We start from the raw sequence: 16,644 nt of genomic DNA on the forward strand, positions 1-16,644 counted from the left end.
TGCCCCACGGTAGTTAGTCCAAGGCGCAGGATACAAACCCGCATCACTACTGACTTGGCCAGATGCCGATCACAGACCAACCCCTCCACATTCAAGTCTTCGCAGGCGACCAAATCGTTAGATTGGATGACGCAGTAGGCAATCCGCCTACTCATTACGCTGCCTGCTTACCCTTAAATGCTTCCAGGCGTGTCGGTTTTTAGCCTTGTTATAGTTCCTAGACGTTTGAAATACAATATGATCAGCATAACACGACTGGCCCAAAACGGCGACTAAAGTCGCTCGTGTCGTCTTTCATCCCCGCAATAAATTGACGGGGCTTTCAGACTCCCGCACTATCTTCGTAACCCCCTTGAATCAAGAACCTACGCCAAGCTGGTTGGCAAGGGCAAACGATAAACGTAGAAACCGGGTTGATTAAAGCTCTTCATTTTTTCATAATATGCTCCGAAAAACCCGGTTTCTTTCCTAACCCGGCTTCTTGGTTAAGGTTTAAAATTTGCGCTCCCATACCCATCTATCACGAATAAATTTCAAATATAGGGCCTCAACACCGCCTTAAGGCCTTCCCGATACCGTTGCCACGTTAACACCTCTGCCCGTTGGCGGGCCGCTCGTCCCATTCGCTCCAATTCCTCCCGATGGTCTGCCGCCCAGCGCAATTTTACCCCCAATGCCCCCACATCCCCCGCCGGCATAATCCACCCTTCTACCCCATTGGTGATGATATCCGTAGCCCCCGCGTTAGCCGTGGTGAGCAGGGGTAGGCCGCAGGCCATCGCCTCCAACTGCACCAGAGCCAACCCCTCAATTAAAGAAGGAAACACAAACAAACTCGCCCGCTGGTAATGGGGCAGAAGTTGGGCGTGGGGGATGGAGCCGTGGTAGTGAATTTGGGGGTTGTTGGGGGGGAGCCAACCAGGGGGAAATTCATTCACGCCGATCAGGTGTAGTTCCGCATCGGAGAGGGAGAGCGATCGCCACGCCTCTAATAAATAATGCACCCCCTTACGCGGCCCCACCCGCCCCACAAATAAAACGCGAAAAGTTGCCCTTTCAGGAATGCCAGGGGTAAACCGCTCCGAGGGCGCACCAAAGGGAATCACCGTAATCCGCTCCGGGGGAATGCCGGTAGGGGCAAGGGAAGTTTTAACCACTGTTGAGGGGACAATAATCCGATCCGCTAATTGCAATTCCCGATCTTTACGGGCTAACTTGGCTGGCGGTTCTCGTAAGGAGAGTAAAGCCGGGGCTAAGGCGGGAAAGCGATCGCTCTCCCGTTGTTGAATCTGCTGGCTTTGGCGGTAGTAAACAATGGGCAGGTCATAAATACAAAGTTTCCCCTGCCGTTTTGCCCGCTCAAACACCATCGCCGCCCCATCCTCATAGGCATAAACCCCTCCCCAATGGTGCAAATGCCGACGGGCTACGGTGCAATCCAAACTGCGATACACCCAATCCGTTAACCCTTGGGGGCTATAGCCTAACCGTTGGGGGATTCGTGCTTTTAGTAAGAGAATGCGCAGGATTTCCCGTAGGGGATAGTGGTGAATTTTGATCCCTTGGGGAGGAATCCAGGTGCGACGGGCGAGTTCCCGACCTAGTGCGGGGGAAAGGCTTTGAATCCTTTGGGGGAGGGGATCGTTGGGATTATAGGCAATACCCGTGATAATCTCAGCCAACACGCCCAATTCTGCTAAGGCTTGGGCGGCATGGTGGGCGAAGGGATTACCCGTGGGATGGATCAGACCCATCAAAAGCCTGTTCTGCGTACCATTGTGCATAATATTGTTGTTGCGATCGCCAATTTTCCACCCGCTCTAACCAAGGCAACAGGAAAATAAAACCAGTATAGAACCAGTAATATAAACCAAAGGTATTATGGAAAACCATTTGGTTAATAAATAAAACACTGTGAATTAACGCCCCAGCTAGGGCTAAATCTCGCAAAAAGGGTCGTTTTAACTGCATGAAAATCTGAAATAGTACCACAATAATCCACACTCGCATTCCATACCAAAGCATCATCCCAATCGGCCCCAATTCCAAAGCCACCCGCCCCATTTCTGCTTCTACTTCCACCGGCAAAGGGGGGGAAATAGGTAAGCCGAGAGCTAATTGAAAGGAAAGTGTCCCCGCATGAGTTGCCCCCACCCCAAACCCATCTAGCCCCGTTGCTCCTACTAAATCAAAGGGGCCAACAAACCCTAAAGCAACCCGTGAACCCACATCTTCATTGCTAGAAACCCGCAACCAAAAGGATTCAACCACTTTCCGAAAGGCAATCCAAAAAATCGGAATTGTAAATAGCAAAAAAGTGGTCAAGCGCGAAATAATTAAAATTAACTGTTCCGGATTTTTAATGATGCGAATGCCAAAGTAACCGATCAGAAAAACGATACTGGCAAAAATTGGCGTGCGGGAGCCGGTCATAAAGGCATTGAGGGCAATGAAAAAGACCATAGCATAGACAATCCATTGCCACTGTTTGGTTTTGGGATAGCCAATGATTGGGATTAAGAGGCCGAAACAAGCGGATAGATAGCCTTGATAACTGTTAAGATAGGAAAATGTGCCGGTAATTCGGACATTTTGGGAGCCAGCGAAACCAAAGGTGGCAATGGGTTCATTGCGACCGGGAATATATTGATTAATCGGGCTATTAATGGGGCTGAAAAATTGCACAATTCCTAAAATGCCGACGGGAATGAGCAAAAATAGGTGATTGCGTAGAAAAATATACAATTCTTCCTCGGAGCGAAATAAATAGGGCATCATCCAAATTAAGGGAATGTAAAAAAGGTAGGATTTTAACCCTAAAATTCCCACCAAAAAAGAACCGAGGTGCGGATTGGAGGCTTGGAAGACACACCAGGCGGAGGCCAGGACAATTAAAATATTAACGAAGCTGTTGGGGATGGGATAACGAGGCTCATCGGGCCGGGGATAAAGGTAATAACGGAGATAGGCCCCAAAGAGGACGAAATCTTTAAAGAAGTAGATAAATTCACTGGCTTGGGGTAAAAACCATTTCCGGAATGCGCCATCAATGACTAAGATTAAAAAAACAGCTTTTACTGCTCGCCGCCAGTCCCGAAATGACCAGTAGACAACAAAAAAGAGGAAGGTTAAGCCGAGGGCGATGGTGAGCATGGGGATTTTAACAGTGAGCTTGAAAGGCTTGGAGGTATTGACGGGCGATCGCCTCCCTTTGATGGCGTTCTAAATGGGCTTGGGCGGCTTGGCGGTATTGTTCCCAAGTTTGGGGTTCGGTGAGGAGGGTGGCGATCGCCTCACTCAATGCCTTAACATCTCCATTGGGAAACGTCATCCCCCCTGGGCCGATGGCATCTTTTAACCCGCCTCCCTCGGAACCAATGACGACGCAACCGCAGGCCATCCCCTCCAAGGCGACGATGCCGAAGGGTTCTTGCCAGCGGGAAGGAATCACCAGAATTTGATGATGGTTCAATTGTTCGGCGACAGCCATGGGGGGCAATTCGCCCCAAAATCGCACCTGTGATTGTAATTCGTTGGCAACGACTTGGGCTTCCAGTTGGGGCAATTCTGGGCCAGTGCCAATGATTGTTAGATCGGGTTGTAATCCCCGTTGTTTTAAGTGAGCCAAGGCTGTGATTAACAGATCTACCCCCTTATCGGAAACGAGGCGACCGACAAAAATTAAACGGTGCGATCGCTCCTCTGGGGTTGAATATTCATTAAATAAGTCATCGGCATAGGGGTTTTCAATCACCAGGGCGGGAACCGGGAGATGAGCGGCGATCGCCCCACTCACGGCAATATTCAACCGCGCTCCCCCCATCACCCACAGTTTGAGCCGTTCCGCCCAACCCACGGAACCATCAGGGCGACGATACCAGGTGTGGTGAATGGCGGCCCAAGGCTTGCCCGTCAACACCAAAGGCCACAGGCCCTTTAAACTAATGCAACTATAAACCACCAGATCGCACCCTTGCACCGCTCGCAACCATCGCCAGGGGTGAGGATTGCGCCATAGTTTAAAAGGGTACTGTTGACCTTGGGGATCAGGCGTATGACACACCACCACCACCGCCGCCCCCAAAGTCACCCAAGCCCGCGCCAACTGCTCAGTGACGACTTCCACGCCCCCCAGTTGGGGGCTAAATTGGGGGGAATAGATGAGGATACGCAAGGGGAAGGGGCGAATAAACGGGGTAAAATGCTAAAGCTTAACCGCTTATTATCTAACGTTGCAGAGAACAAAACGCGATGATCCGTGATATTTTTATGCCCGCCCTCAGTTCCACCATGACAGAGGGCAAAATTGTCTCCTGGCTCAAACAGCCCGGCGATCGGGTGGAAAAGGGTGAAACCATTGTGGTGGTGGAGTCTGATAAGGCTGATATGGATGTGGAATCCTTCTATTCTGGCTTTTTGGCGACGATTATCACCGCAGCGGGTCAAGAGGCCCCGGTGGGGAGTGCGATCGCCCTCTTGGCAGAAACCGAAGCCGAAATCGAACAGGCTAAACAGCAGGCCCAAGGGCAAGCCAGCGCCACACCAGCCCCCGCCGTTGCCCCCGTTGCTGTCGCTGCCCCAACGCCCACAACGGCCCCTGCCCCCACAGCCCCCGCGCCCAATGGCCGGATCGTCGCCTCTCCCCGTGCCAAAAAATTAGCAAAACAGTTCAAAGTGGATCTGGCCACAGTCAACGGTACAGGCCCCTATGGTCGCATCGTCGCCGCTGATGTGGAAAGCGCAGCAGGTCAAACCCCCTCGGCTGCGGTGGTCACGGCAACCCCCACGCCTGTAGCAACCCCGGCCCCCGTTCCCCAACCCATCCCCGCCCCCGCCACCCCTGGGGAAGTGAAGCCGATGAACACACTGCAAAAAGCAGTGGTCAAGAATATGATGGCTAGCCTCCAAGTTCCCGATTTCCGGGTGGGCTATACGATCACCACCGATGGCCTTGATGCCCTCTACAAACAGGTCAAACCCAAGGGTGTGACGATGACAGCGTTATTAGCTAAAGCCGTAGCAATGACACTGCAAAAGCACCCCATTGTCAACGCCAGCTATGTCAACGACGGCATCCACTACGCCAGCGGCATCAATGTTTCCATTGCGGTGGCCATGCCCGATGGCGGCTTAATTACGCCGGTATTGAAAAATGCCGATCAATTGGATTTATACAGCCTCTCCCGCAATTGGCAGGATTTAGTTGCACGGGCGCGAGCCAAACAATTACAACCCGATGAATACAACAGCGGCACATTCACCATTTCCAATTTAGGAATGTTTGGCGTGGATCGCTTTGATGCCATTTTGCCACCGGGTCAAGGGGCGATCATGGCGGTGGGAGCATCGAAACCGCAGTTAGTGGCGGGGGATGATGGTCAATTTGGTGTGAAGCGACAAATGCAGGTCAATTTAACCTGTGATCACCGCATTATCTACGGTGCGGATGCTGCTTCATTCCTGAAGGATTTGGCAAAACTGATTGAAACCAATCCCCAATCCTTAACCCTTTAATCCTCAATGTCGGGGCGAAACATCGGGAGCATCCCACTTTTGCCCCCTCACCCTAAATCCCTCTCCCACCAAGGGGAGAGGGACTATCTGGCGGGAGCATCTCACTTGGGAAACCCCCCTTCTCCCTGCTTGGGAGAAGGGGTTGGGGGATGATGGCACACTCGCCTAACTGAGATGCGCCCGAAACATCTTTCGCCCCTCACACCTTCAAATATCACTATGATCCAACTTTCGAGCGGATCAACTTTTGCAAGGCTGCGCCAATTTTTTGATTGGCTTCAGGGGTAAAATGGCCATCAGAAATAAAATTTCTGGGGTCATTGGATGGAACAATAGTATGGGTACTCACCAGCCCCACATCTAAATCTTCTAGATGCTTTGCTAACACTTCGTAAAGATGAGCATCATAGCCTTGATCATTAATCAGTAAAACGATGGGAACTTGGTCAGCAGTTTTGGCAGTGGTGACAAATGCTGTGAGCATCACTTGGAGGGCTTGTATTTCCGGGGCATCAGGATTAAACCCTCGCCGAGAATCATATAACCCCATTTCACCTTGATTGCGCATTCGATTCGCCCATCCACGACGGATTAACCGAATTAACGCCGAGTGATCCATTAAATTTTCTTCAAAAACAAAGCGATCAAAGGGATAATCATACTGCTCCATCTGGGCTTTAAGCTGTTGCCAGCGTTGATCTTGACGCTGAAAAGATGTCATGAATTCCTCTGCGGTGGCGATCGCAGGCTCCACTGCGACTAATTCACCCGCTTGATCAACCTGATAATAAGGATAAGTATAAGGTGAAGGATTTTCATAAGTCCAGTTCATCCCCGATAAACTGCGCATTCGTTTGACACTAGAAGCCAAAATCCCCAACATCACCACATCAGCATTTCTACCCCCTTGATCCGCCTGATAAGCCGCAAAAGAATGGTTCGGGGGAGCCGATGGGCCGGCAATTTGTCGCAATGTAATTTTGCCATCATCGGCGGCTAAAGCTTCACCGGCTTGATTAGCAAAAGACATCCCATACACCGCCACCAATAAATCATCATCGCCTTTGATCGCTTCGGGCTGATCCCGCCAAGACTGTGGATCAATCCAGCCCGCCACCAGCAGTGAATCACTTTTATTCGCTTCCGTTTTAACCATCCGGTTTAATTTGCCTTCAATGGATCGACCATAATCAAAGTAACGTTGAAGACTACTGGGGGTTTGGTTGATATTATTGGGAAAAGGAAAAAGGAGGTTAATGCCTAGGTCAATGAGGATCAACCAAAACCCCATCCAGGCTCCAACTTTACCAACCATCGTTAATTTTTGAAATCGCTGCATGGGCGTTTGGGGATTTTCAAGAGGATGATTTTCTTCGATGGAATGATTCATGATCTAATGAGAGAGGTTTTTGGGTTCTTCAAAAAATAGGGTGAAATTGGCTCAATTGGATACCGAATCTGCGTAGGGGCGAAAAATTTTCGCCCCTAGAGTTTTGAAGATACGATTTTTGGTAAAAATAGCATCTTTTTTTAAAACTGGAAATAAATGAATGTTGCACCTGTGTTACTTAAGCCCATCAAGATCACGATCAATAAACCGGCATACAGAGCAGATTTGATGGGGACAGACCAACGACGGTAGAATGTTGCTTTCCCAGATACATAATGGGCGAGGTCTACGATTACCAAGAGAATCATACCGATAAGGGCTGATAGGGGGGGGTCAGGGATAATGGGGGACATCCAGAGGGGATGGAAAAATAAGAGATCGGTGAAATGATAAATTTGTTGCCAGGAGGATGCCCGGAATAAGAGCCATCCGTAGCAAACAATTTGGAAAAATATGATGATAATTAGTGAACGCCGTAGTCGATCTTGAAGGGTGACAACAGGGCGAATCGTCGGTTTTGCTCCGGCAATGAGACGGTGTAAACAAAGAATGCCGCCTTGATAAATACCCCAGTAAATGAAGTTCCAAGCCGCTCCATGCCATAGGCCTCCTAATGTCATCGTCAGCATTAAATTACGATAGGTTTGGCGGGTTCCATGGCGATTGCCCCCTAGGGGAATATAGAGATAGTCTCGCAGCCAGGTAGATAGGGAAATATGCCATCGTCGCCAAAAGTCGCTGGGATTGACGGCAAAGTAGGGGGTTTCAAAGTTAACCATTAAGTCAAACCCCATCAGTTTACAGACTCCTCGCGCAATATCTGAATAGCCGGAAAAATCGCAGTAGATCTGAATGGCAAATAGGTAAGTAGCAAGGATAATATCAAGGGTTCCCACTACGCCTGTACTGTTGTAAATGGCATTGACGGAACCGGCAACACCATCGGCGATCGCCACCTTTTTAAACAGTCCAAATAAAATCAGGAAGCAACCCCTGGTAATTTGATCGAAGGTGATCGTTCTTTTAGATATCACTTGGGGTAAAAAATGACTGGCTCGCTCAATGGGGCCAGCAACCAGTTGGGGGAAGAATGATAAAAAGAGCGCAAAATCCCAAAATCTAGGGGCTGGTTGGAGTTTTCCTCGATAAACATCAATGGTGTAGCTCAGGGTTTGGAATGTATAGAAAGAGATACCGACGGGGAGAATAATGTTGAGCATTCGCCAATCTGTTTGCAGTCCTAATGATGCTGCAAAAGTTGCGAAAGACTCGGTGAAGAAACCAAAATATTTAAAAAATCCCAATAGTCCCAAGTTGACAATCAAGGAAATACTCAACAGTTGCTTTTTGCGCCTTTGATCTTCTGTGGCATGGATAAATTTACTCACCCAAAAATCGACAGTGGTGGAAAGCAAAATTAAACTTAAAAATCGCCAATCCCATGAGCCATAAAAGTAATAACTGGCCCCTAGTAATAACCAATTTTGCCAACGATGGGGAAGGATCAGATAGAGTCCATAGACGATGAATAGAAATTGAAAAAACTCAATGGATGCAAAATTCATTGTCGGCTGTGATGTGTGGTTTGATCTCCAGGCTTCTTTCCCATCAGTAGTACAGAATCCGGATGGATTGATATTAACTCCAAATTTGACCCGTTGGCGCGTTCCCTGGCTAAGTTACCGCTATTTTAGCCATGACCCGATAAATCGGCTATGACCGGCTGCGGCGATCGCTCCCCCTTGGTATAATAAAAGACCACAATCCCGACTGACTTACCGGAAATAAAAATTAAGATTGTGGATTCTCCAGGGCGATCGCTCCTCTGAGCCAACATGAGCATAGGGGGTGGTGCTTTTCTTCAGTGATGAGCAGAAATGGTTGTAGGTCTCTATCAATGAGGAGATGGTCTTTTAATCTGGAGCCAGCTAAAGATTTGGATGGGGGTTAGTTCCAGGCCGGGGAGCCATGGAGGGACGGGTAAAGGTTGGGATGAATGGCCGGGCAATAAGGTTGGTGTGCTATTGGCGGGATAGGTTAAAACCAATTGCTCTGCTGGATCAATGAGCCAACCCAAATCGGTTCCATGATGTAAGGCTTCTAAAATTTTGCCGGTAACACGGGTGGCGGGCTGCTGGGGGCTAAGAATTTCAATCATCCAATCGGGGGGGATAGGGAAAAAATTAGCAAGGGTTCCATCGGGGTTAATGGGCAGGTGTTCCCAGCGAAAGACGGCAATATCAGGAATGATCGATTGTCCCCCAAAGGTACAGCGCAATTCTGGTAAGGCGATCGCCATTTCTTGAGATTCTGCAACATGGTTAATGGCATGAATCAATTTTTGTTGGAGGCGACTGTGTTGGCCTTGGGGCATGGGTTTAGTCTGGATACGACCCTGGATGTATTCGCGGGGAGGTTGGGTTTCAGGTTGTGCAAGAAATTCCCCTAGGGTTAAGGTTTCAGCCGCAATCAAAACCATGGTTTAACCATCCTCATTGTTTTCATGATTTTAAACTTTCAGCAGCTAGACGAACAGCGGGACGATCTCGCTTTGTGGGTGAACGAAAAAATCTTAGGGGCTTGGTGACAACGGCAACAGTATTTCCCAACATATCAAAAAATTCTACACTGCACCCTGGCTCTTGATTGGGAGCAAAATGATGTTCAACCACAGAACCAATATCACCGGCATAAACTTCTTCTTCAGGAAGATCCTGCAATAAAATCACATTGGTATAGAGGGAAAACACTGTTAATTGATCCATAGCTATCTTGTTGGAAATAGTGTAATGAAACGAGGAATGGTTGTGCCAATATCAATTTGCCAGATCGTTTTGATTAATAAAGGTTGATCTATTGGGGTCATTAAAGCACCCTGAATTTCATAGCGTATTCCGTAGTCAGTTTCTTTGATTTGTAACACATCTAATTCAAGGTGATAACGTCGAATATCCCATTCTAAACGCTGCCATTGTTTCGGATGGTAGCCATAGCTTAATAGCTTTTTTGCCTTTGTTCCACCCCGATCATGATCAACGTTTAAGACATACTCAACCAGCTTGTTTGAATTGATGATGGCTTGATCACGATTTGGAAGTTTCATCAAGTGATCGCTCTCAGTCAAACGGTAAAAATTGAGTGATCTGGGTTTTACTCATCGGCGCGTCTCCTGTGGATTTCCCCCATTTTAACCCCCGACCGAGGGAACCGGCCCCGATCAGAGAGTGCGATCGCCCCCTCGCTTGGTATAATGAAAGACCACAATCCCGACCGACTTACCGGAAATAAAAATTAACATTGTGGATTGTCCCCCCAGGGCGATCGCTCAGGCAAAATCTGTAGGGGCAAAAAATTTTTCGCCCTCCCGTCGTTTCTATCCCTATGATAAATCCTATGGTTCAAACCCCTATCCCCCCCAAACTCGCCAAAGTCGAAGGCCTCAAAACCGCCAGCAACCACCTGCGGGAACCCCTCGCCACCGAACTCCAACAGGACACGACCCACTTCAGCGAGAACGCCATCCAAATCCTCAAATTCCATGGCTCCTACCAACAGGATAACCGCGATAACCGCGTCAAGGGCCAGGAAAAGGACTATCAGATGATGCTCCGCACCCGTAGTCCCGGCGGTTTCATTCCCCCAGAACTCTATCTCACCCTCGATCGCCTCTCGGAACAATACGGCAACCAAACGCTGCGCACCACCACCCGCCAAGGTTTCCAAATCCATGGCGTATTAAAACGGAACCTCAAAACCGTCATTCAGGAAATTGTCCAAAATATGGGGTCTACCCTGGGGGCTTGCGGCGATTTGAACCGTAACGTTATGGCTCCCCCTGCCCCCTACAAAGACCGCCCCGAATATGCCCACGCTTGGGACTATGCCAATAAAATTGCCGATCTGCTCACCCCCCAAACGGGGGCCTATTACGAAATTTGGCTGGATGGGGAGAAGGTGATCAGTGGTGAAGAAGCGCCGGAAGTGAAGGCGGCCCGGGCTAAAAATACCCATAACACCAACTTAAAAGACCCCGAAGAGCCGATCTATGGCACGCAATATATGCCCCGCAAATTTAAATGTGTGGTTACGGTGCCGGGGGATAACTCCATTGATATCTACACCCATGATCTGGGTTTGGTGGTGATCACCGATGCTCAGGGGGAATTGCAGGGCTTTAACGTCTTTGCGGGTGGTGGTATGGGGCGCACCCACAATAAAGAAGAGACCTTTGCCCGGTTGGCGGATGAAATTGGCTATGTAGCTAAGGCGGATGTTTATGATTTGGTGAAGGCGGTGGTGGCCACTCAGCGGGACTATGGCGATCGCACCAATCGCCGCCATGCCCGGATGAAATACCTGATTAATGATTGGGGGGTGGCCAAGTTTAAGGCTCAAGTGGAGCAGTATTTCGGCAAACCCATTGCTCCTTCTCAGCCTCTCCCCCCTTGGCAATATTTCGATTACCTGGGCTGGCATCAACAGGGAGATGGCAAACTGTTTTTTGGGCTATCGGTGGAAAATGGCCGCGTTAAAGATGCCGGAGATTTTCGCCTCAAAACGGCACTGCGTACCGTGGTGGAGGAATTTAATATCCCCATGCGCTTAACGGCCAACCACAATATTATTTTTTACGAAATCGAACCGGCTTGGCGCGATCGCATCAATGCCATCTGGCAACAGCACGGCATTGTTAGCAATCCGGCGGATATTGCCCCCCTCCACCGTACTGCCATGGCCTGCCCTGCCCTGCCCCTTTGTGGTTTAGCCGTGTCGGAATCGGAGCGGGTGTTACCAAGTATGGTGGATCGGATTCAGGTCTTGCTGCAACGGTTGGGTTTAGGGGATGAAACCTTTGTGATTCGCATGACCGGCTGCCCCAATGGTTGCGCCCGGCCCTACATGGCGGAATTGGGCTTTGTGGGGAGTGCGCCGGGAGCCTATCAGGTTTGGTTAGGGGGTAGTCCCAATCAAACCTGTTTGGCGGAACCCTATGCCCAGAAGGTGTTAGAGCAGGATTTAGAAACATTTTTAGAACCTTTGTTCGTTTGTTTCCGCGATCGCCGTCAAACCGGGGAAAGTTTCGGGGAATTCTGCCACCGCATCGGGTTTGAGGAGTTGCGGGCCTTTGCTGAAGGCTATGAACCCCCGGCAAAAAGTCGGCGCATCCGCTACCGTGTCGGCCTCCATGACGATACCTACGCCACGCTCAAAGCAGCAGCGGCAGAGCGGGGAGTCTCAATGACGCAACTGGTGGCAGATGCTTTAACGGCTTATATTCAGTAGAGGCGAAAAATTTTTCGCCCCTACGATTATGCGGTGAGGGCAACCCCTCAGTAACCCCCGAAGCCCCGCAACGGTTAAGATAGAACCGTTGCGGGGTTTTCATAGGCATTGCATGGTTACAGAGGCTGAGGTACATCAATCGTTGTTGGCATTTCTGCGTTTGCAGACTGGCCCAACCCCCTGGCAACATCACCTCACCCTCGCTCGGTTGGTGACGCGGGCTTTGCGTTTGGGTCGTTCCGCCCTGATCCAAACCGCCACCCGTCCCGCCACCTATTGCCTCAGCTATCTTGCCGCCTGCCTCCTTTGGCCCGAAGCGGTGGTGATTGTCACGCCGATGCCCCATCAGGAGCATTTGTTAGACGTGGAAATTCCCCGCCTGCTCCAGGGGTTAGGGATTAGGAAGGAAGTGAAGCAGGGCGATCGCCTCCCCCCCCATTTTCGCGGCCTCCTTCTCACCACCCCTCAAATGTGGTTAAGCGATCAGTTCACGACCCCAGGCAAGGGATTCCCCCCCCATATCCCCACGCTCATCGACCCCGCCGATGATTGGGCCAAACTCACCCGCGATCAACTCACGCTCACGCTCACGCCCTCCGATTGGGATCAACTCCTCACCCACATCCCCGCCCAAGGGGAAGCTCTCCATTCCCTCTACCAACATCTCACCGCCTCCATCCGTCGCCGCCCCCTCAACCCCTACCACAGCCATCCCCTCAACAGCCACGAACGGGAATTATTGGGGCAACTTTACAACCTTTTACCCTCCCCTCCCCTCCCCGGCCCCTGGGGGGAGTTTCAACACCGTTGGCCCCAAACCGGGCAACTCCATTGGTCAAGCCGCGATCCTGAAAACCAAGGGGTGATGCTCCATACGGCCCCGATGGAGGTGAGTGAGGCTTTGCGATCAGTGTGGGCAAAGCAGCCCATTGTGTTGATCGGCGGATTTTTAGGGTTGGAAACCGATGGGGGCGATCGCTTTCGCCAACAACTGGGCCTAGGGGAACTTACCCCGGTTAAATTTTCCCCCCAACGGCAAAACGACTACATTCAGCTTTACGTCCCCGATCGCATCCCTCTCCCCAATACCCGCGATTTCCAGCCCCATTTATTAGAGCAATTGGTGCGGCTCTGTCGGGGGGGACGGTTGGGGCAACGCCAAGGCTATCGGCAACCGCCGGCCTGGATTGCCCCCCTGAAGCGGCCGGCGGTGATCATTGTTGAGGATGTGCCGTTGCGGGCGCAGGTAGCCACTACCCTAGCGGCGGAGTTTGGCCGGCTGGTGCGCGTCGAGCGATTGGACAGGGAGCCGGAGGGGATTTTAGTCTGTGGTTGGGAATTTTGGCGACAGCATCAAGGGGACGGTTTGCCGCCGCAATTGTTGGCGATCGCCACCTTGCCCCTCCCTTCCATGGAAGATCCCCTCGTTGCCGGTCGGGTCAACCATTACAAACAACAACATCAAGATTGGTTCCACCATTACCTTTTGCCGGTGGCGATGGGGGAATTACAGCGGGCGGTGATGCCGGTGCGGGAGGTGCAGGGGGTGGTGGCTCTCCTGGATAACCGCGTCAACCATCGCAGCTACGGCCGGAAAATCCTCAACGCCCTCGAACCCCTCGCCCGGATCAATTACATCGATTTTTTGTGAATAATGAGACTTCAGCAACCCCTACAAATGCAAACAAAACTACGCCAGTCTAATAGACTGTAATCCCTGCTGCCTTTGGATCAAAGCCTGCTGGCCAACGAGTTAGTGAATTAGCATAAGCACCTTGCAAGGTAGCCCCTTGAAAGTTAGCCCCTTCTAAACAAGCCCTTTGAAGCAGAGCTTTTTCCATTTTGGCATTGCTAAAGTTGATTCTTTTTGAGTCAAATGAAACTGGCCCCAGTGGCATCATCAGGCCAGAAAAATTGGCAGATCTTACATCAGCGCCGCTAAAGTTAACATTTTCTGCACTTACACTTCTAAAATCAGCCCCCGCCAGAAATGACCCACTCAAATTAGTGTTTTTGAACTTACACTGGATAAAAACTGAGCCATACATTGTATATTTAGGAATGCCCCTCAATATTATGGGTAAAAGTTGTATGAATAATCAAGAATAGTTTACAATCATTTTGCCTAAAGGTGTTGAGTCCAGACATAAAACTTCACATTTCAGTAAACGCTTTTGTAGTGGGTCTAAGAGGGTAACTACGGAGGCTGTGGCAAGGGGTGACTACGGGTTACTAGCCGGTGCCTGTTGAGGGATTGACAAGGGAGACGGAGGGGATTTTAGTCTGTAGTTGGGCATAAGGATGGGGGAATTACAGCGGGCGGTGATGCCGGTGCGGGAGGTGCAGGGGGTGGTGGCTCTCCTGGATAACCGCGTCAACCATCGCAGCTATGGCCGCAAAATTCTCAACGCCCTCGAACCCCTCGCCCGGATTAACTACATCGATTTTTTGTAAATTGCGCGGGGGCGATCGCCTCCGATATTTCATTCTCTACTTTGAGCATCTTCTAAAATTGCTTCTAGATCGCGCGATCCATGAATGACTCGGACAATTTCGACTCCTGCCAAGGTGATCTGATAAAAAATTAAATATTGTCTAAAGCCTTTCACAGCAATTTGACGAATATTTTGCAGCCTCGGATGAGAAAACTGGCAAGATTTTCCCATTTTGGGCATCTGCCCTAGTTGCTTAAATGTTTCCTCTGCTGCATAGAGAAATTGCTCTCCACTTTCCAAATTGTTGCCAGCGATATAGGTAGCAATCTCAATCAGATCACGAATAACTTGCGGACATTTTAGCAGTTCAGGCATCTTGTTTATTTTTGAGATGCGCTTGAACTGCTTGGCGAATTTCTGTCCAGTCCAGATCACTCATGGGCGTTGCTGTTCCTGAATCCAGTCCTGCCAATAAAAGGGTTTCAACCCGTTCTTGGGCTTTTCGTTGCTGGTCTTGGCGAATCAAGTCGCGCATATATTCGCTAACACTGCCATACCCCCTGGTTTTCACTTGTTCTTCGATATAGTCCCGCATGGCATCGGGCAGGGAGACGTTCATGGTTTTCATCGTCGGGTTAGGCTCAAGGTTTTGTCTATTATGGCAAGATTTGTTATTTTTTGCCATGTTTGTACCTATCCTGAAAGTCCCAGAGATATGAGCGCCTCCCCCATGACCTTGAACTGGGAAGGGGCGATCACATCTAGGGGGGGAAGTGCGATCGCCCTCCACATGAACTCGAAACGGGAAGGGGCGATCGCTTCCCAGCACTTCCTGAACGCATTTTAGAAAAGAGAGGGGCGATCGCCCCCGATATTTCATCCAAGTTGGAAGGGGGGGATCATACATGAGTCAACCCTGACTCAACTTTGCTAAGATGAAATTTCATTCGGTTTTCTGTTTTACAAATGTTCACTCTAGCCAGCCAAATTGCCCGCCAAATTGCGAGTTTACCGTGGCGCGATCGCCTCACCTTACTGAAGCAAATCCTCTGGAGTTTTTTTCCATCCTTCCATCAACTCACCCGTTTACCTCAGCGATCGCCTGACTCTGATTCAAACAACTTGACTCTAGCTTTGTCTGAATTACAACGAATTTGTAGAGAGGAGAATTACAGTTTGGACATTCCAAGTCGCCTCAATCGGGGTAATCCGTTCAACGATGAATAACAATAAAGTTGTGGAGTTTTACTCATCAATCTTTTTGAGGAATACAGCACTTTCCACATCTATGGCGTACAGCATGAGTAACCCAAACCATTGCAGGACATACGTCACAGGTGTATGGCACAGAAGCGGAAAGTGCTGTAAGGGTTGATTAATAAGGAGTAATCGCAATTCTGCTAGAATTTTGAATCACGAAGTCTTGTATATGGTAAATCTCAATTGTTGACACATCGACATTAATGTTTTATATTTTTAGGAGTCCTTAATTTCATGGAAAATTTAGATTCCTATTCCTAGGTATTTTAGGCTGCTAATTGCTGCGTAATCAGTAGTTATGTCAAAGCAGGAATTTCGTGAAATTTATCTGTATTAGTCGAAGGTTAGGTATGTGGAATAAAGAATTCGCTGGGCCATTCAATCAAAGCAGTGTTGGACAAGTTGATAACAACATGAAGGGTCTCTACTTCATTCATACTCCGGGTTTTGAAACGATGTACATAGGTAAATCCGACAGTTGCGTGAAAACACGCCTGCAAGCTCACTTGAGAAGTAGCAGCAATAAGAATTTGCGGTCTGTCGTTAATTCTGGTGCAGATCTTTTGTTTATGTGCTGGGATTCACCTAATCCAAAGTATGAAGAAGCACTCGAAATTAAGCGGTTGAAGTCAGCAGGCTTGCTGCACCAACGTAGTGAGAAAAAGCCGCTAATTGAATACTTGGATTAGTCTTTATCTTGAACCCAAGAAGCGGCGATTGCCCCTCGACCATTACTCTAGATTTAGAGTAATGGTCGACATT

General features: G+C 49.5%; 19 protein-coding genes and 1 pseudogene. 7 read left to right on the top strand and 13 right to left on the bottom strand.

Features of this window, described 5'->3' with window-relative positions; genetic code table 11:
- From VB712_RS20585 to VB712_RS19095, 4 genes and pseudogenes are all read right to left on the bottom strand, one after another.
- Window positions 1–222: pseudogene (locus VB712_RS20585) on the bottom strand (hypothetical protein); the annotation flags it as partial.
- A gap of 311 nt (window positions 223–533) precedes the next feature.
- On the bottom strand, window positions 534–1,754 hold the full coding sequence (locus tag VB712_RS19085; protein ID WP_323257682.1) for a glycosyltransferase family 4 protein: 1,221 nt from the start codon (window positions 1,752–1,754) through the stop codon (window positions 534–536).
- Window positions 1,729–3,153 (bottom strand): hypothetical protein, encoded by a 1,425-nt coding sequence (locus tag VB712_RS19090; protein WP_323257684.1) that lies wholly within the window; start codon window positions 3,151–3,153, stop codon window positions 1,729–1,731. Before VB712_RS19090 ends, VB712_RS19085 begins: the two co-directional genes overlap by 26 nt.
- Before the next feature lie 7 nt (window positions 3,154–3,160).
- Window positions 3,161–4,174, bottom strand: a complete 1,014-nt coding sequence (locus VB712_RS19095) for a glycosyltransferase family 4 protein (RefSeq protein ID WP_323257686.1) — start codon at window positions 4,172–4,174, stop codon at window positions 3,161–3,163.
- Between the two features lie 77 nt (window positions 4,175–4,251).
- Here VB712_RS19095 and VB712_RS19100 point away from each other — a divergent pair, with 77 nt between their 5' ends.
- Window positions 4,252–5,514: a dihydrolipoamide acetyltransferase family protein gene (locus VB712_RS19100; RefSeq protein WP_323257688.1), complete on the top strand. Its 1,263-nt coding sequence runs from the start codon at window positions 4,252–4,254 to the stop codon at window positions 5,512–5,514.
- Window positions 5,515–5,731: 217 nt separating this feature from the next.
- On the opposite strand, the gene VB712_RS19105 is transcribed toward VB712_RS19100, so the two are convergent.
- The 6 genes from VB712_RS19105 to VB712_RS19130 form a co-directional block, all read right to left on the bottom strand.
- Window positions 5,732–6,853, bottom strand: a complete 1,122-nt coding sequence (locus tag VB712_RS19105) for a hypothetical protein (RefSeq protein ID WP_323257690.1) — start codon at window positions 6,851–6,853, stop codon at window positions 5,732–5,734.
- 191 nt (window positions 6,854–7,044) lie between these two features.
- Window positions 7,045–8,469, bottom strand: a complete 1,425-nt coding sequence (locus tag VB712_RS19110; RefSeq protein ID WP_323257692.1) for an MBOAT family O-acyltransferase — start codon at window positions 8,467–8,469, stop codon at window positions 7,045–7,047.
- A 125-nt stretch (window positions 8,470–8,594) separates the two neighbouring features.
- Window positions 8,595–8,747 (bottom strand): hypothetical protein, encoded by a 153-nt coding sequence (locus VB712_RS19115; protein WP_323257694.1) that lies wholly within the window; start codon window positions 8,745–8,747, stop codon window positions 8,595–8,597.
- A 51-nt stretch (window positions 8,748–8,798) separates the two neighbouring features.
- Window positions 8,799–9,383 (bottom strand): Uma2 family endonuclease, encoded by a 585-nt coding sequence (locus VB712_RS19120; protein ID WP_323257696.1) that lies wholly within the window; start codon window positions 9,381–9,383, stop codon window positions 8,799–8,801.
- Window positions 9,384–9,405: 22 nt separating this feature from the next.
- The gene (locus VB712_RS19125; protein ID WP_323257698.1) at window positions 9,406–9,669 is read right to left on the bottom strand and encodes a DUF4926 domain-containing protein; all 264 of its coding nucleotides are present in this window, start codon (window positions 9,667–9,669) and stop codon (window positions 9,406–9,408) included.
- A gap of 2 nt (window positions 9,670–9,671) precedes the next feature.
- Entirely contained in the window at window positions 9,672–10,007 is a 336-nt protein-coding gene (locus VB712_RS19130) for a DUF6883 domain-containing protein (protein ID WP_323257702.1), read from the bottom strand.
- A gap of 290 nt (window positions 10,008–10,297) precedes the next feature.
- On the opposite strand from VB712_RS19130, the gene sir reads away from it, so the two are divergent.
- A complete protein-coding gene (sir, locus tag VB712_RS19135; RefSeq protein ID WP_323257705.1) occupies window positions 10,298–12,187 on the top strand; it encodes a sulfite reductase, ferredoxin dependent in 1,890 nt (629 codons plus the stop codon).
- Window positions 12,188–12,299: 112 nt separating this feature from the next.
- Window positions 12,300–13,838 (top strand): helicase C-terminal domain-containing protein, encoded by a 1,539-nt coding sequence (locus tag VB712_RS19140; RefSeq protein ID WP_323257706.1) that lies wholly within the window; start codon window positions 12,300–12,302, stop codon window positions 13,836–13,838.
- 49 nt (window positions 13,839–13,887) lie between these two features.
- On the opposite strand, the gene VB712_RS19145 is transcribed toward VB712_RS19140, so the two are convergent.
- Window positions 13,888–14,235 carry a pentapeptide repeat-containing protein gene (locus VB712_RS19145; protein ID WP_323257709.1) on the bottom strand — a complete coding sequence of 116 codons (348 nt, stop codon included), beginning with the start codon at window positions 14,233–14,235 and terminating at the stop codon, window positions 13,888–13,890.
- 253 nt (window positions 14,236–14,488) lie between these two features.
- Between VB712_RS19145 and VB712_RS19150 the strand changes: the two genes are divergently transcribed.
- Window positions 14,489–14,641 (top strand): hypothetical protein, encoded by a 153-nt coding sequence (locus tag VB712_RS19150; protein ID WP_323257711.1) that lies wholly within the window; start codon window positions 14,489–14,491, stop codon window positions 14,639–14,641.
- A 29-nt stretch (window positions 14,642–14,670) separates the two neighbouring features.
- On the opposite strand, the gene VB712_RS19155 is transcribed toward VB712_RS19150, so the two are convergent.
- Together VB712_RS19155 and VB712_RS19160 are read right to left on the bottom strand one after the other, a co-directional pair.
- Entirely contained in the window at window positions 14,671–14,997 is a 327-nt protein-coding gene (locus VB712_RS19155; RefSeq protein ID WP_323257713.1) for a type II toxin-antitoxin system RelE/ParE family toxin, read from the bottom strand.
- On the bottom strand, window positions 14,990–15,241 hold the full coding sequence (locus VB712_RS19160; protein ID WP_323257715.1) for a type II toxin-antitoxin system ParD family antitoxin: 252 nt from the start codon (window positions 15,239–15,241) through the stop codon (window positions 14,990–14,992). Before VB712_RS19160 ends, VB712_RS19155 begins: the two co-directional genes overlap by 8 nt.
- 96 nt (window positions 15,242–15,337) lie before the next feature.
- Here VB712_RS19160 and VB712_RS19165 point away from each other — a divergent pair, with 96 nt between their 5' ends.
- The 3 genes from VB712_RS19165 to VB712_RS19175 all read left to right on the top strand — a co-directional run bounded on the left by VB712_RS19165 (window position 15,338) and on the right by VB712_RS19175 (window position 16,571).
- Window positions 15,338–15,469: a hypothetical protein gene (locus VB712_RS19165; protein ID WP_323257717.1), complete on the top strand. Its 132-nt coding sequence runs from the start codon at window positions 15,338–15,340 to the stop codon at window positions 15,467–15,469.
- Window positions 15,470–15,588: 119 nt separating this feature from the next.
- Window positions 15,589–15,849 (top strand): hypothetical protein, encoded by a 261-nt coding sequence (locus VB712_RS19170; RefSeq protein ID WP_323257718.1) that lies wholly within the window; start codon window positions 15,589–15,591, stop codon window positions 15,847–15,849.
- Window positions 15,850–16,232: 383 nt separating this feature from the next.
- Window positions 16,233–16,571: a hypothetical protein gene (locus VB712_RS19175; RefSeq protein ID WP_323257720.1), complete on the top strand. Its 339-nt coding sequence runs from the start codon at window positions 16,233–16,235 to the stop codon at window positions 16,569–16,571.
- The last annotated feature ends 73 nt before the right edge of the window (window positions 16,572–16,644 follow it).

Source organism: Spirulina sp. CCNP1310, assembly GCF_034932185.1.
GTDB lineage: Bacteria > Cyanobacteriota > Cyanobacteriia > Cyanobacteriales > Spirulinaceae > Spirulina.

Coding starts and splice junctions, on each gene's coding strand:
- VB712_RS19130 (WP_323257702.1), bottom strand. CDS start 10,007: ATGAAACTTCCAAATCGTGATCAAGCCATCATCAATTCAAACAAGCTG.
- VB712_RS19165 (WP_323257717.1), top strand. CDS start 15,338: ATGAGCGCCTCCCCCATGACCTTGAACTGGGAAGGGGCGATCACATCT.
- VB712_RS19110 (WP_323257692.1), bottom strand. CDS start 8,469: ATGAATTTTGCATCCATTGAGTTTTTTCAATTTCTATTCATCGTCTAT.
- VB712_RS19160 (WP_323257715.1), bottom strand. CDS start 15,241: ATGAACGTCTCCCTGCCCGATGCCATGCGGGACTATATCGAAGAACAA.
- VB712_RS19090 (WP_323257684.1), bottom strand. CDS start 3,153: ATGCTCACCATCGCCCTCGGCTTAACCTTCCTCTTTTTTGTTGTCTAC.
- VB712_RS19100 (WP_323257688.1), top strand. CDS start 4,252: ATGATCCGTGATATTTTTATGCCCGCCCTCAGTTCCACCATGACAGAG.
- VB712_RS19145 (WP_323257709.1), bottom strand. CDS start 14,235: ATGTATGGCTCAGTTTTTATCCAGTGTAAGTTCAAAAACACTAATTTG.
- VB712_RS19175 (WP_323257720.1), top strand. CDS start 16,233: ATGTGGAATAAAGAATTCGCTGGGCCATTCAATCAAAGCAGTGTTGGA.
- sir (WP_323257705.1), top strand. CDS start 10,298: ATGGTTCAAACCCCTATCCCCCCCAAACTCGCCAAAGTCGAAGGCCTC.
- VB712_RS19105 (WP_323257690.1), bottom strand. CDS start 6,853: ATGCAGCGATTTCAAAAATTAACGATGGTTGGTAAAGTTGGAGCCTGG.
- VB712_RS19140 (WP_323257706.1), top strand. CDS start 12,300: ATGGTTACAGAGGCTGAGGTACATCAATCGTTGTTGGCATTTCTGCGT.
- VB712_RS19085 (WP_323257682.1), bottom strand. CDS start 1,754: ATGGGTCTGATCCATCCCACGGGTAATCCCTTCGCCCACCATGCCGCC.
- VB712_RS19155 (WP_323257713.1), bottom strand. CDS start 14,997: ATGCCTGAACTGCTAAAATGTCCGCAAGTTATTCGTGATCTGATTGAG.
- VB712_RS19115 (WP_323257694.1), bottom strand. CDS start 8,747: ATGCTCATGTTGGCTCAGAGGAGCGATCGCCCTGGAGAATCCACAATC.
- VB712_RS19125 (WP_323257698.1), bottom strand. CDS start 9,669: ATGGATCAATTAACAGTGTTTTCCCTCTATACCAATGTGATTTTATTG.
- VB712_RS19150 (WP_323257711.1), top strand. CDS start 14,489: ATGGGGGAATTACAGCGGGCGGTGATGCCGGTGCGGGAGGTGCAGGGG.
- VB712_RS19120 (WP_323257696.1), bottom strand. CDS start 9,383: ATGGTTTTGATTGCGGCTGAAACCTTAACCCTAGGGGAATTTCTTGCA.
- VB712_RS19170 (WP_323257718.1), top strand. CDS start 15,589: ATGTTCACTCTAGCCAGCCAAATTGCCCGCCAAATTGCGAGTTTACCG.